This is a genomic window from Paraburkholderia steynii (assembly GCF_900100565.1).
GTDB classification, from domain to species: Bacteria; Pseudomonadota; Gammaproteobacteria; order Burkholderiales; family Burkholderiaceae; genus Paraburkholderia; species Paraburkholderia terrae.
The window spans coordinates 1-14,746 of sequence record NZ_FNDI01000019.1 but is presented as its reverse complement, the minus strand read 5'-3'; the positions used below and the strand labels follow the sequence as shown (position 1 = coordinate 14,746).

The 14,746-nt window shown below is 59.2% G+C and carries 8 protein-coding genes and 2 pseudogenes; 5 read left to right on the top strand and 5 right to left on the bottom strand.

Annotated elements, in window-relative coordinates; genetic code table 11:
• Positions 1-365: 365 nt before the first annotated feature.
• Together BLT65_RS29180 and BLT65_RS46655 are read left to right on the top strand one after the other, a co-directional pair.
• The gene (locus tag BLT65_RS29180) at positions 366-638 is read left to right on the top strand and encodes a hypothetical protein (protein ID WP_091784207.1); all 273 of its coding nucleotides are present in this window, start codon (positions 366-368) and stop codon (positions 636-638) included.
• A 38-nt stretch (positions 639-676) separates the two neighbouring features.
• Complete coding sequence (locus BLT65_RS46655) at positions 677-883, top strand: hypothetical protein (protein WP_143036577.1); 207 nt, start codon at positions 677-679, stop codon at positions 881-883.
• Between the two features lie 2,005 nt (positions 884-2,888).
• Here the strand turns inward: BLT65_RS46655 and BLT65_RS48060 are convergent.
• Positions 2,889-3,296 (bottom strand): H-NS family nucleoid-associated regulatory protein, encoded by a 408-nt coding sequence (locus BLT65_RS48060; protein WP_425273161.1) that lies wholly within the window; start codon positions 3,294-3,296, stop codon positions 2,889-2,891.
• A gap of 1,186 nt (positions 3,297-4,482) precedes the next feature.
• Between BLT65_RS48060 and BLT65_RS29170 the strand changes: the two genes are divergently transcribed.
• Genes BLT65_RS29170 through BLT65_RS29160 form a run of 3 tightly spaced genes read left to right on the top strand, consistent with a single transcriptional unit; the run spans position 4,483 to position 7,920 of the window.
• Positions 4,483-4,770: a cupin domain-containing protein gene (locus BLT65_RS29170; protein ID WP_091784204.1), complete on the top strand. Its 288-nt coding sequence runs from the start codon at positions 4,483-4,485 to the stop codon at positions 4,768-4,770.
• A 12-nt stretch (positions 4,771-4,782) separates the two neighbouring features.
• Complete coding sequence (locus BLT65_RS29165) at positions 4,783-7,539, top strand: outer membrane protein assembly factor BamB family protein (protein ID WP_091784201.1); 2,757 nt, start codon at positions 4,783-4,785, stop codon at positions 7,537-7,539.
• A 12-nt stretch (positions 7,540-7,551) separates the two neighbouring features.
• Positions 7,552-7,920: a hypothetical protein gene (locus BLT65_RS29160; RefSeq protein WP_091784198.1), complete on the top strand. Its 369-nt coding sequence runs from the start codon at positions 7,552-7,554 to the stop codon at positions 7,918-7,920.
• Positions 7,921-8,315: 395 nt separating this feature from the next.
• Here the strand turns inward: BLT65_RS29160 and BLT65_RS29155 are convergent, their stop codons facing one another.
• The 4 genes and pseudogenes from BLT65_RS29155 to BLT65_RS29135 form a co-directional block, all read right to left on the bottom strand.
• Positions 8,316-9,929, bottom strand: coding sequence for a tetratricopeptide repeat protein (locus BLT65_RS29155; RefSeq protein ID WP_091784195.1), 1,614 nt, complete (start codon positions 9,927-9,929; stop codon positions 8,316-8,318).
• 706 nt (positions 9,930-10,635) lie between these two features.
• Positions 10,636-11,295, bottom strand: a complete 660-nt coding sequence (gmtX, locus tag BLT65_RS29145) for a gamma-mobile-trio protein GmtX (protein ID WP_091784188.1) — start codon at positions 11,293-11,295, stop codon at positions 10,636-10,638.
• Positions 11,292-13,358: pseudogene (gene gmtZ, locus BLT65_RS29140) on the bottom strand (gamma-mobile-trio integrase GmtZ); the annotation flags it as partial. The gene gmtX and the pseudogene gmtZ, both read right to left, overlap by 4 nt.
• A gap of 186 nt (positions 13,359-13,544) precedes the next feature.
• Positions 13,545-14,692: pseudogene (locus BLT65_RS29135) on the bottom strand (IS3 family transposase); the annotation flags it as partial.
• Positions 14,693-14,746: the final 54 nt, after the last annotated feature.

The window sequence follows — 14,746 nt, the reverse complement described above, 5'->3', positions numbered from 1 at the left end:
AAAGTCCGAAGATGGCAGCAGATCGCTTTGCCACTTGAGAATCCAGCGGTGTTTGACTCTCGAAGCTCTTTGTAGCCGATACTAGTTCGATCCGATTCTGGGATTTGACCGAACCTCACTGCATCGCGCGGTCACGGTATGTCGACCTCACTACGCAGCGGGTGAGTCGTGAGTAAGGTAGTCCGTTACGCTAAAGACGACATAGTAGAAGCCATCGCCGCAGCAGTTCGCGCAGGCTTTGCGCATCCGAATACGAACCGAGTTTCGCGACCCTTCGCGTTGGGGTTGCGTGTGCTGGTGATTACAACGCGTGAGTATGTAAACATCAATTCTCGCGAAATAAAAAGCGAGAGAAGGAGTGCGACATGGGTGGCAAAATGGAAGTGGACGTCTACGATACTTATATGCCGAATATCCCCCCAGGCCCAAATTACTGGGTTTGGCCGATCAATTGGGAGTATGTGAATCTAACAGTCATACCGATCAGCACCGATGGCGCTGTAGGGATTACGGGCGACCTGTGGGTAACATCGGACGCTGCAGGAAACAGGCTCCTGCACTATAACTTCCAGAACTACACGCAGGTAAACCTGGATTGCTTTGCCACGCTGACGGTTCCAAACGACAGCGTGAGCTAGTCAATAAAAAGTCGTCACCTTTAAAGGAGTTTTCGGATATGGTAAAGAACATTTACGTGGCCTACGGTCCCGATGGCACAATTCTGGCCGCATCAGGATCAAAGCATCCTTCAATACCCGGACGAACAGAGGGCGTTGTCGTGGATGAGTTTGAAGTTCCTAGTAAATTCCACAGTAAGGATATGCACGAATACATTCCCCACGTGGTGGTCGATGTACGAGCCCGCAAGCTTAGAGAAAAATGAAGCAGCCTCGGCCGGTGCGCGACGTTGCGAACCGGCCGGGTGGCTTGTAGTGGTTATCGAAGTACTGTTCGTTTCGGTCGCGCCCCTAGATACGTCGACCTTGGGCGCCGATCGGCAATCACAAGGTGGCCCCCCAAGCCCCGCGTCTGCCATTGGCGCGGGCAATGCTCCTTCGCGCCCTTCAAGCAGCCTTCCGGCACATCGCTGGCGCCAAATAAAAATGGGACGAAAAGAAAAGGACGTAACAGTGTGGAACAGCAGTGGCTAGCGTCTTGCCTTATCTGCACCGACCGTTTTGCCATCCGAGCCAAGTACTCGAATGGCCGTTGTACCTTGGATGCGGTCGCTGCGGTCGTGCGAGTTCGAACGGCGGCTCCGGTCGTAATTGTGCGTTCGGTTGCGGCTTGAGTTGTCATTCCCAGCTGACGACAAGCGAACGTCAGGAATGCAGCCTGCAGCCGCCTCTCGATGGCGGGTAACCGAACGTCGGGTATGGCCGATCTGCTTCCACCGGGCATCCGGCAGGTTACGAAGTGAACGAGCCATTGGAATGACAGCAGTCTCTGTTGCGCGAACGTCAACTATTGGCCGATAGCACCAATTCGAGAACGCTCTGCGGAGCGATCGTTGAGATCCTCAGTAGCTAGCCGCACGCCGTCGATGTGATCGACCGACATCACCTGAGCGATACAGCACCGAGCCCGATAGCTTGCGAGAGGAACCAAATCAGTGCTCGTCCAGTGAAAAGGATATGCGCGGACCCCGCCTCCATCGCTCTCCAGGAGTGGCGGCAGATAGATCGGAGAAGATATGCATCGTCCCCGACATCCACAAACGCACACCGCCTCAGCCCTTACAACCTCAACCCTCCCGCCCGCGTTTGGAACTACAGCGAGCGGCACGCCGGTGTGCGCCGATGCCATCCCTTAGTCGCGCCCTATCCCTCCATGGTTCGCATCACCAAAACGCCACGCCGCCCACACTCATTCCCTGGTAAGCAAAGAGCAAAACGCGCGTACGCGTATCGCCCCCAAGGATTGAGCATATGCTTTAGCAAACATATTCTTCCTTAGGGTATAGCGTAGATATGCTTGATCAAGCATATCAAAGGGATAGCCGAAGGCCCCCAAGCAGCTCGTGCCGAGGTTCCTTCCACCGATCCGTGCTGAATCGATTTCCGCCAGACTATTTTCAGGTCCCGCGCCTCTAGCTTCGCCAGCGCGTCCGTTATCTCAGGACCCATCCCCGTGGTCGGATATCCCTAGCGTGCCACCGGTCCTAACCCGTCCACGCTAGCGGTCACCACCGAAGCTCTTCAGTCGGAAGAGGCGGCCCTAACGCCGGGCGGCTCGTGCTCGGCCGACGTGTGACAGTCTATGTATATCATCGAAATCGGCCCCATTTCCACCCATTCTTTAAGAATTTTCAGCCACGAAATGGTTGCTCAGAAATCTCCCTGTATGCGATGGAAGATGTCGTCATGCTTCCATTTTCCGTCGAGCCTCTGGTTGCAGCATCTATTGGATGCTGAGCACTCAAGACGGTGGTCTGCGATAGAGGAACGCACCCTAACCCGGCGGAATATCGCAGGCACTCCCAGGACATCGCTAATCGGCGGCTTGAGCGGTCTCAGTCTTTACGGGCTACGCGTGCCAACGATCTGGGCCCGGCGAAAAACTCACTGCTTGATCTGCCAACATCGAGAATGCGCATGCCGGGAAGCCCCTTCGAGCGTATCAGAACCTCAGTAGTTCGCTGGTACCGGGAGTCAGTGCTGAAGCAGCGGATGGAAAGGAAGGCGCCTGCGAAGATAGTCGCGAAGAAGGAAGTGACGGAGAAGAAGGCTGCCGCGACGAAATCGGTTGCACCTCCGGAAGCACCGGCGCAGGTGTCCGCGCCGACAAGCGCTGCCGTGGCTGAATCCTTGGCCGATGCAACGTTCTTCTTCGCGGCAGCCTTCTTCGAAGCAGCGGTCTTGTCCGCAGCCTTTTTGGCAGCCGTCTTCCTAGCACCTACTTTCGTCGCAGCAACTTTCTTGGCCGTTACCTTTGTTGCCGCGTTCGGTTTCGCGTTGTCCTCGTCCCCAATCAGAAATGCCGTCCGGGCCTTCGCGCGCGCCCGCCACGCCGGCGCGGGGCCACCACCCGCTCCACGTTGCCCCGCTCACCGGATCACGATACTTCGGAGCCTGCGGCCCACGAACGTAATTTCCAGCCGTGGCACCTTTGTCCATAGCGGGAACCTCGGCTTCCAGTACGCCATCAATCAAGAACTTACTACGGTCCTTTGCGCTGGCGATCCAGGCGGGCGCACGACCATGCCCGGTCCAGGTAACGCCACTCTTCGGATCGCGGTACTTTGCTGCCGACGGAGACGATTTGGCGGCGACCAAAGCGGTTGTCCGCACAGCCATGACGAAGTTGATTCTAGGTACGAGTGAGTGACATCGTGGCATGCTTTCTCAATCCCGATGCGCTCTCGTACGATTGATGTGAGCTTGCCCTAACGGCGGTCGATGTAAGCAAATAAAAAGTATGACGGAGGAGGAAATGCTTCTTTTTAGATCTGTACCTTTGATTGCTCGGCGACCTGAACGTCGGTCGACACATAAAGCCGCAGAATATGCGACAAGCGGTACCGGTGCTGCCTTTCGAGCTCTCCCACCCAATAAACTCGCGACGTGAAAGGTTGACAATGACATCAGCTTTTAACCAAACCGTGATCGATGTCAGCCTTATGACACGCATCGATCGTGGTCCGAGTTTATTCGACTCAGCAAGCATATCTATAATTTCTGCCCCCGCAATACCCACCGCGGTTTGCGCACATTTTCGGAATTGCGCCCGACTTTCTTTCATTTTTCTTGAATGATGCTGACACATCGCATACTCTTGTATCGTGCCTAGATTAAAAAACGCTCATGCATTTCGCCAAGTCGCCGTAGCGTATTCATGGTTACAGCATTGTGGTGCTGGAGTGCACAATGGAGGAGCTTGGGTGACCCGGCCCAAGTAAGTCTTGACGCTTAGGCTGCAAAGTAGCGACAACCGGTTTTTTAATTGCTCAACCACTGATACGCAATTAAAGATAATTCCTCTCGCTTCATATTTGAAGGCAGAGCCTCGTCCGATTCGAATTAATTCGAGGCCGTGACGATTAACTAGGATTGTATAAATATGCCGTAGAATATTTTTTACAGATTTAGGAAAACGAAATATATAACTTGGTAGTACGTCAGCTTTATTGTGTGCACGCCGCAACCGGCACCGATGCGGCACTGAATCAAGCAATTGCAGCGCGGTGTCCGTCTTGATCCGGAAGTCGCGTTGGATTTCCGATGATTTATCGGTGTTCACTCCGGACCTCCCGTAAGAGGACACCGCGCGGTGAACGGTAATGAGCCCACTATGCAATGCGCCCGTTCTGCGAACACTTTGGTTGCGGCTTTGGCATTGGCTGTGGGGCTCTTGTGTGCTTGTGAGAGATCGCCACAGCCGCCGCCCTCGTCACCGCCAGTATTGACGCCTCAGGTCTCCGCGCCGACGAATCTGAGCACCTACTCTCCGAACAATCCCTACCGCCAGTTCGTACCCGGACTGATGATTCGAACGCTGTATGTCGCGGAGACGCGCGGCGCGAACAGCATCACGGTGTGGGACCTGCTGGTCGGCCCAGGACAGAAGACCGCCACCTTCACTCTGCCAGGCGCCGCCGTGCTGTCGATTAGCTCTGGGCAGGGCATCGTCACCGCGGCCAATGCGGCCCACGAGGTCAGCAGCGGGCAGACCACCGTTGTCGACGAAGGCGCCGAGATTCAGATCGAGAACCGTACTGCCGGAGCCGGACTGATGATTCGAGCGACGCTCGTCGGCCGGCCTACAAACTAGAGGGAAATCGTCATGCTACTCCGGTCGCTTGGCGTTCTGGTCGCAGGGCTCAGCCTGTTGTTGACAGGATGCGCTGATGGAGATGGCGGCAGCCCTGACAATCCCGATGGACGCGTGGTCAGGAGCGACACGAATCGGGACGATCCGAAGACGCTGTCGGCGCCGATTCTCGAACAGCCGATTTATGAATGCACTAACGGCGTCCATGTGTCGGGTTTCGTGCCGGGCGCGCGTGTCGACGTCTTCGTGGTTGGTACGACACCACCGGTCGGCGGTGGGACCAGCGAGTTTGGCAGCGCCGGATTCGACCTGAAAATCACCTGCAATCCGGGGATGGTCCTATTTGCCACACAGACCGTTGGGGGTGTCACGAGTGGACAGTCGAATTCGGTAACCGTTCGCAAGGTCGCCGACGATTATCCGAACGGGTTGCCCAAGCCACGTATCGATCCACCACCGGTGTATAAATGCGGGCACGCCATCGGTGGACGTGATCTCCTCAACGGATCGAAGATGGAGGCCTTGCAGGAGAAGGCATCGCCGGGTGGCGGCTTCGACCCGGCTGCCGTCGTCGGCTCAACAAGCAACGCCGCGCCGGCTCAATATGTGACCACGAGTCCCTTTGAGGAAGGCGCACGTGTGACGATCCGCTTCCACATCTGCAACGACGACAGCCCGTCCTCAGATCCTCAAATCGTGCAGCCACAACCAGTAATTCCTCCTCCAACGATCGACCAGGGTTATGAAGGACAGAAGATCGTCGTTGTCCGCAACGTCGTCAACGGCGCCGATCTCGGTGTCTACGCGAATGCCGTGGCTCCCGCAAACCGGGTCGGTGGGCAGCCGACTCCGGGCGGATCCGGACAGCAGATTTTGGTGAAGCCGCCCGCCAGTCCCGGCGTGCCGCTGATTCCGACGCAGGCTCTTTGCGACCCACCCGTCGTCGGGCCCCCGATGACGCCGAAACCGTGTGCCGAACTGCCGGCACCGCGTATCCGCCGGCCGTCGGCCGGCGATACCTTCGTCGAAGTCATCGAGGCAGTGCCTGGCGCCCGGATTCACGTCAAGGTCAACGGTCATGAGATCGGTGACGGCGGCGGCGCAATCGTGACGTTGACCCCCACCCACCCGCTTGCCGACGGAGAACTCGTCGAAGTGTGGCAACAGCTTGGTGATTGCATCAGCCAGTGGGTGTTCCAGGTGACCGTGGGATGCACCATCAGCAGCAATCCTCAGGCATGCGGGGCCGACTGGTCCGCCTTCGGACACGATCCGACGCGCGCCGGACATCAGCCAAAGCTCTCGGCGCTAACCGATCCATTCCGGGCACGAACACTGCATGCGGGCAAAATCAAATGGCGCTTTACGCCTCCGGACCCGCCGCTGCGCGGCTTCAGCGCGGCGCCGATCGTGTACAAGGGAGTTGTCTACATCGGCAATGGCAACGGTCGCTTCTACGCGGTCGAGGCGGCAACCGGAAAGATGTTGTGGCGTTATCCACCGCCGAACCAGCCCGCCCTCACCTCTCAGTACGAATCAAGCGGTCGCGTCAACTCGTCGACATTCGGCATCGCGAATACGGCTTCGATTGCTCGAATTCACCGAGAGATCGACGCCGTGATCTTTGGAGCGCCGGACCAGTCGCTGCCTCCGGGCTTGGGCAGCAGTCGTCTGTTCGCGCTGACCTTGGGCGGCACCGAAATCTGGAAGTCGCCGGCGGTCGCCGTCCTCGACGGTATCACGCCAGATGCCCTCAACCAGCGCCACGAGCAAATCGGCTATTCCTCTGCCGTGGTCGCAAATAATCGCGTCTATGTCGGCGTAGCGGATCACGCCGACAGTCCGATCCAGAACGGCAAGGTCGTGGCGGTAAATCTGGACACCGGCAATATCGAACCCGGGTTCAGTTACCAGTCGACCAACGATCGTGGCGGAGGCATCTGGAGCGCGGTGGCGGCAGGCCCCGGAGGCGAGATCTTCGTGACGACGGGGAATACCAACATCGGCGGTACGCAACCGTCGATCAATCATGGCTTGAGCTTGCTGCGGTTGGACGGCGCGTCCGGCGCCATCGTCTGGGAGCTTCAGCCTGTCCCCTACAGACTGGACGGCGATCCTGATTGGGCGTCTGGGCCGCAGTCGGCGACGACATCGTGCGGTCCGGTTGTTGCTTCAACGCAAAAGGATGGGTGGAGCTACGCCGTTCGCGTGGCGCCGTCCGGCGTCGCGGCGTCCGTGCTCTGGCAATTCCCGCCCACCGGATTTCCGTTCACGGGCTACACGCACGGCGACACCAGGTACCTGCGCGCGGGCGCGATCTGGGAGGGCGTGTTCGCGACGAACACGGGCGGCATCACCGTACCTCAAGGCGTGCAGGAAGGTTACGACAAAGTGCATGGCTTGAATCTCTGCGGCGACCCGAAGAACCCCGTGCGATGGCTGCTGAAGCTTCCCGGAACGACGGCAGGGCGGGAATATCAGATGGGCGCGATGTCAGTGAGCCGAGGCCTGTTCTTTGTCGGCACCACGCAAGGCCACCTGATCGTGTTCGCCGACCCGAGCGTCGTTCCGAGCGCAGGGCTGGTCTGTGTCAACTCGACGCTCGCACCCGCCGCATGCACCGCGGCTGGTTATAACCTCGTTCCAGAACCGTGGGTGGTGGCCGATGTGCCGCTCGGCGCAGGCGGGATCTCATCGCAGGTAGCGATTGCCGACGGTCGCGTCTTCGTGGCGACCCAAGGCGGAACTCTGCTCATGCTGGAGCCCTAGGGAGAAGGGGTCATGAAGCTCGCCTTGATGCTGACGATGCTCGCCACGACGGTTGCCTTCGCTCAACCACCCGCAGGCAAGGTGGAGGTCACACGCGTGTTCGAGGGGACTGTTAACGTGCGCGGCGCCAAGCCGGCACCGGTTCGAGTGGCGATCTATTCGTGGGTCATTCGCGAACGCCAAAGAATCGCAACAGTCGAATTGCCTCTCCGAGGCACTGCGATCGTGCAGGTGCGAGCGGGAACCGTCACGAGCTTCATCGGCGCGGAGCGCAGGCCTCGTCAGACAGGTGACTTCTTCACGGTCCCGGCCGGTGTGCCGTGGGGGCTCGAAACCGAAGGCGACACCGCCATCGTCGAAGCCGTGGTGGTCGCAGAGTAGGCAAGCGGCGCCACAGATTCGGTGATTCCGTCTCCTCGCCGACACCGCAACCGCTCCTTCCACCAAGCCGACCCGTTGCCGCCACTGAGGGTTTCCGAATGCGGCCTCGACTTTCTCCATAGCAGTCGTCCGCCGCCGCGTGGCGCCGATCTGCCCAAGATTGATCTGGTTTGGTCGAGTCACGGAGCGGTGCAGGCAAGTTGGGTAAAGCATTCGCCATCTTCATCGCCTCCATTGCCTTGCCGAGCCCCAGAATCTTAATGACTCGCTTGATGTTATACGCGAGCCCGTGCAAGCTCGTTTCGGCTGCGACTCGACCGAGCCCGCGAGTCTGGAAGTGAGTGGAGCCCAGTCCGACAGCTGTAACAACAACCGAGTTAACTTTGAAGGATCCACTATCGGTCGGCGGACTTGTGGGTCGCGCCTTCGACATGTAGTGCCAATGCGGTGATTTCACCGTTCTCCTTGTCGGCCGTCTTCAACAGTTTATTTTCCTGATGCTGCAACGATAGTTCCCTACATGTACCGGGCGTCGGCATGCGAGCACGTTCAGCACTGGTGAATTCAATTCTCCGACTAGCCCCAGAGCGAATCTCCGCATCGCTGCAGCCGGACGCTTCAAGGAGGGAACTTGGAATGCCTTTGCGGCATTCCGGTCGCTTCTTCGAATTCCACTCGACCACGTGTGCGACGGAGCCTCCGGGCATCAGAGCAAGTTGTTGACGCGCGCGGCCTGCACTTTCGGCGTTTAGCGCGATTGCTTTCTCATACATCTTCCGCGCCCTTTCTACGCCGGTGTGTAGGTCGGAAGACGAGACGAGTGGCGGCCGCAAGGCGTCACCCAAGTTAACGTAGGCCTCTTGATAGCCGGGATTGAGTTTTATTGCTTGCTCGGCTTCCACCTGAGCCTTCGCACGATAACGAGTGAGCGACGCCTGGGTCGATTCCGAATTTCCCTTCGCCTCCGCGAGCGCGTTATAGGAACGCGAGAGTGCATTGTGTGCCGGCGCATATTGCGGGTTCTGATTGACTGCTTCGGTCAACACCTCAGCACCGGCTGCGTAGCAGCCGAGATCATTCAGTGCGACGCCCCAATTGTAATAAGCCCACGGCAGCGCTTTCGCCCACGATTTATCCTGTCTGCTTCGCTCCACGATCACGCGAGCATGCTCGACGGCACCTCCGTAGTCTCCTACTAGGTCGTAAATCTTGGACAGCATTAGCTCAGCCCAAGGTGCATTGTCATCTGCACTGTCCTGATCGTCATTCACGACATGAAGCTTAACCAACGCAAGCGTCAGCCAGCTAGCTTGTCTTTTTTGACTGGTCGGCTGCTCAGCCCCCACGCCAGCAGCAATCTGATCGTAGGTTTCCTGGACCTCCCGAAAGTCGCACTTCCCACTTTCAGAAAAGCATTGATGTTGCTGGTTTTGCAGAAGGTTATCGGCGTACAGTAAAACGCTCTGATGCTTGAGTATTTCCATCGCCGCACGTCGAAGTGTTTCTTCCACGGCCAAAGTCCCGCTGGATCCATTCGTAGGCTTTTGGCCGCTCCCATGCACAGGCAACTCTCTGGTCGATGTCATTCGATGAACCGAGAACGCCTCACCTTGTGGATCGCGAAGAGTGAGATCCACGGAAAAGTTAGACTTCGTGCCAGTCATACTTCCATATACCGACGAGTCAAGTTTTAGCAATGCACGTGCATAATCGATGAGCGAACGCATGGAAAAGCCCGTGCCCGGCATGGAAAAGTCCGGCAGGTTGAACTCGGATAACACGACTTGAGCATCCTTGGATTCCGGGGTGACGCCTTTCGCCGTTAAGCGAAGTTCGCCCAGCGTGTCGACCAGCATGCGTTGGAGGGCCTGCTCCGTATAGCCGCTCTTCTTGAATTCTTCCGACACCTCGATCGGTTGGACTATCGTCGCCGGCCCAGCAAAAATGTGAACTGCCCCGACCACGATAAACGGGACCGCGACACCGCAACCAAACGCCTTTAAGCTCATGCCTATCTCCATGGACGACGCCCTCCGCCGCGAAGCGCAGCAATGCATCGTCCGTGCCATTTGTGCTGATCATTGACCTGCAATGCAATCAGCGGATAGCCACGCCCTTGAAGTGTGAAAAGTGTTGGAATCGCACCGACGATCCGTAGGGACAGTTTGCTATTGCCAACCAATCGAATCCGATAGCCGGAAGCAGTTCCTCTGGCATGCCAACTTACGCCGCGCGCACCAGACAGGCCATCTTTACCTCTCCCCTGAGTATTAGATGACTTATACCCTAACCATACATAGTTCGCGAGCAAGTGGCCGGGGATTCAGTTAGGGCGGTGTTTTAAGCATCAACGCCTTGCGATGTATAAATACATCGTAATACACCGAAACTTCCAAGCGCCAGCGATAACGCTGGCGCTTTTTCTATTGCGTAATTCGTACGGCAGGGGGCCTGGTGGCGTTCCCTTAGAGCCTGTTATTCCCCGAGAGACGCCTCCCACTCCTTGCCGTCATCAAGGATAGGATGGGTATCACCCACCACAACCAGCGGCTTGCCACGATGTGCCAGCGCGAATCGCGATATCGCGGCGGCTTGCCCTTCCGGTATTGCCTGGCAGTTCGAACCTAGCGCACCGACCCACACGTACCGCCTGGATTCAATGCAGGCAAGGTAATAAGCCACACTCATGTTGTTCCCCTTTAATTTTTGCTTTGCCTACGCAAGCACTTTTCGAATCGCCCGCGCGAAACCCACCTCAAACACTGTCCGGCCACGCGCATTGACGATTTCGCCGTGACTACCTTCACACAGGCCGCGTGACTCGAGGAAGTCGGCCGACACCGCTTTCTGCAAGGCCTCGAGCTCAGAAGGCGTAAATTGTGCGGCCATAGCGAGTACGGTCACCGGTTGTAAGCCTGGTGCAGCCGTACCGGTCGCGCCGAGTGGGCGCCGGTCCACCGTCACTTGCGCATTCGCTTTCAGCACATTGAGCTGCGCTTTGAGCTTGTCGCGCTCCGCGATGATGGACTGCATGATGGAGCGGATGGCGGGGTCCTCGATACGCATCAGATATTCGTGGCTTGCCAGCATCTTCGGCGGCTTGGGCGCGGGTGGCCCAGAGTACGCGGCCCAGGCTTCAATCAGTGCCTTATAGTCGGCCGACTGGGCGTTGTAGAGGGCACGCCCCTTCATGATGCTTTCGGCTTCTGCCAGCCGGCCGACGGTCGGTAGAGAGAAGTCGCGCGAGCCCGCCTCATGCTGCCTGCGGCAGAGGTCATGCATTTTCACCAGATTTGCACGCCGGTTCGAACGCCCGCCCTTGGCGAGCAGCGATTCCAGTACGGCGCTCGGGTGGATGCTTGTCATGCCGTTCATGCTTCAGATCCCGAGAATGTCTGGTACCCGCGCATAACCGCCAAGACGGGATTGGTCGCAGGCAGTAACGCGGCGGGGTCGATATCGAAGTGCTCGCTAAGGCGCGCACCGCCGTCCATCAAGCCAATTACTTGCCGCTGGCCCAGCGCGGGATTCCCAGGGTTCATCTGCTGAGCAAGGCGGCGCATGAAGGCGTTGCCCGCGAGCAGTTGCTCCTGTTCGCTCAACAGCATGAACACGGGCGGTAGGTCGTCGCGGTAGAGCACCGCGTCAAGTAATTGGCTACGTCGGAACACCGCCTTGCCCGGTTCAAGGTCGGGGTAGATCTCGACGTTTTCACACACGCCGGCGAGCTGGAGCAATTCCGATTCCGTCTCCTCAAACGCGATATGCACGTCGCCCGCCGTGCCGGCGGCCACCAACTGCGTGCCGGAGCCTAGCGGCGCTTCCATCGCCGCCTTGCAGCGTTCGATGAGACGCCAGCAGGCCACCAGGTCTTCGGCCAGGTCGCTGAAACGCTTCAGGGCGCGCTCCCAAACCCGCTCGGTCTGCCGGCAGGCGTCCAGGCGGGTGAACGGTTGGCCTGTGTCTTCCGCATCCGCCTTTTCCTTCTTCAGGTCCTGCAGCTCGTTTTCCCGAGCGAGACAGGCATTGCGCGCCTCGTCGAAGTGATAGGCGAGCGTGTTGAAGTGGCCGGTCAGCGCCGGTAGGTAGTGCGGCTCGGTCACGAACCAGCGACAGCGCACGCAGTTGCGACTGCCGCCCGGCACAGGCCCGTACTTGGGAGTTGAGAGTGAGCCAACGTTCGGGCCGCCGTTGTAGCAGCCGCCAACCGCGCCGTTGCCTTCGACCTCGCTGGTGTTCCCGCCGACAAGACACAGGCCGTGATGCATGGGCATCCAGCCCGCCGGGTTGCGCGCGGCCGGATGCTGCGGAATGGCGGCAGCGAGGCTGGGCACGCTGTTGCAGATGGCCTTTTGAAGCAGTTCGTCATGTTCGGTATCAAGCAGGAAGTTCTGGATGCTCGCCTCCTTGGTCGCCTCCAGCCGCTCGGCCGCGCCAAGCAGCACGTCGCGGATGTGCGACGCGCCGGGCTTGGTGTAATACAGGGTCATCAGCAGGCGGCTGTGGCCGACGAGCTTCTGCAGAACGGGGAACGGCACCAGGCCTTCGAGCGCCAGCGCGGTGACGAGGGAAACGCGCAGGCTGTGCAGGGGAAAGAGGGTTACCCTGTACCCCCTTGACGAACTCTTGGCTCGCACGTCCGGTGCCGGAAGGAACCGAATGGGCATGCCGTTCTGATGCGTCTCGTTCCGGTCGGCCAGCCGCAGCTCCAGTGCTTCCAGCAGCCGGAACCATTGCGTGTCCAACGTGTCTGCGGTCAGCGGCAGATGACGCCTGCCGTCTCGTGCCTCCGGCATCCGGAAGAGGAAGCAGGCGTCGGGATAGCCCGCGAGTTGCACCTGACTTTTCGCCTGGATGTGGCGACCATCGAGTTCTGTCCAGGGCGTGCGCCCCATGACGGGGTTGTACTTCTCCTGCCAGGCGCGCAGCTTCTCCAGCCAGTGGAAGACGTCCTGATGCACCGGCCCGCCGAAGGGCCACGGCAACACGTAGCCCTTCTCATGACCGGACTTGGTGATGTCGGCGGTCTTGTTGGTGTTGATGTAGAGCACGGCCGCAACGGGCTTGCCAGCGGCGAGCGGGTCGCTGCGGCGGAATATGCCCTGTTGCAGCGGCCTCCGTTCACTACCCTGCGCGAGCCGGCTCGGGTTCAACATCCAGTTTCCCGCCGCGTAGCGCCAGGTATCCGCTTCGCCCGAGTCCAGCATGCGCACCTGAAACGTGCGCAGCGGCAGGATAAGCTTCACCAGCAGTGCTACCCAGCGGACCGGGCTCCACATTTCCAGTCGCGTGCGGTCCTTCATCGGGCGCTCGCGCCATACGCAGTCCGGATCGTTCCGGTCAATCTGGTCCTCGGTCACCTCGAACCAGTCGGGGGCGGAATTCCCGCGCTGGACGATGTCAGCCCCCAGCGCGCTCTGCGCCCATTGCCAGTCGCGGAAGTGAGGGCCGGCTGAGGGTGACCCGCTTCAACGGAAAGATCTGCAGTTGGGTTAATACGATATTGATCCTCCTTTAAGCGTTGAGTCGCGGGTTGTCCACGGGCGGGCGGCGGGTCGCCTGTCACGACCATGACGCTGTCCGCCGGTGGGCAACCCGCGAGACGATGATTTTTGTTCTTGCGCATGCAGACTTTCGAATTCGAGCGGCGAGCAATAGCCGATGCTGCTATGAAGGCGACGGATGTTGTACCAGCCTTCCAGAAAGGAGAAGATGCGCCGCCGCGCCTGCTCGTGAGTAGCGAAGTGTTCGCGACCGAGCAGTTCGGCTTCTAGTGTTCCGAAGAACGACTCGCACATCGCGTTGTCGTAAGCATCACCCGCAGTCCCCATTGACGGCTGCACACCTGCTTCGCGACAGCGCCTGCCAAAGGCAATGGACGTGTACTGACATCCCTGGTCCGAATGGAGAATGACGCCCTCGTGGCGCCGTTGCTGCAACGCCATGTCCAGGGCACGCAACATCAGTTCCGTGTATAGATGATTCGACATCGCCCAGCCGACGATGCGCCTGCTGAATACATCCAGCACCACGGCGAGATACAGAAAGCCTTCATCGGTGGGCACGTAGGTCGCGTCAGCCACCCACAGCACGTTCACTGCGTCAGCGCTGAAGTGCCGGCGTACCAGATCCGGTGCTCGCCGGGCTCCCGCACGTGAGCGCGTGGTGCGCGGCCAGCGGCCCCGGCTCGCGCCACATAGCCCTGCCATGCGCATCAGACGCGCGACCCGCTTGCGTCCAACGTGCACGCCTTCGCGCCCGAGTTGCGCATGAATACGCGGCGCCCCGTATGTGCCGCGCGAACTCGCATGTAACGTACGGATACGCGTGAGCAGTTGCGCATCGCTACATGTGCGGCGCGATGGTTCGCGTATCAGCCACGCGTAGTAACCGCTCGTCGAGACCCCGAACAGCCGTGCCATCGTGGCAATGGGCCAGCGGGCCCGGTTCGCTTTCATGAATCCGTACCGCCCTTCGGTGGAATAGATCCCGTCTCCCTCGCGAACCAGGCCGCCGCGTGAGAGAGGATGTCGCGCTCCATCTTCAGTTGTCGAACTTCACGGCGCAATCTTGTCAGTTCCTGCCTCTCGGCCGTGGTCAGTCCGTCATGACGCACACCTGCGTCACGATCGGCCTGCGCCACCCAGCTGTAGATGGTCTGCGCGGTCGGTTCGAACTCCTTCTCCAGCTCCTCAGGTCTGCGACCAGCTCTCACCAGCTCGACCATTTGCGCCCGGAATTCCGCCGGGTACGGGGTACGATGCTTGCCCATCATCGGCACCTCCTGATCAAAAGGATAGGTGTCCGTTTTCGCGGGTCAACTTCA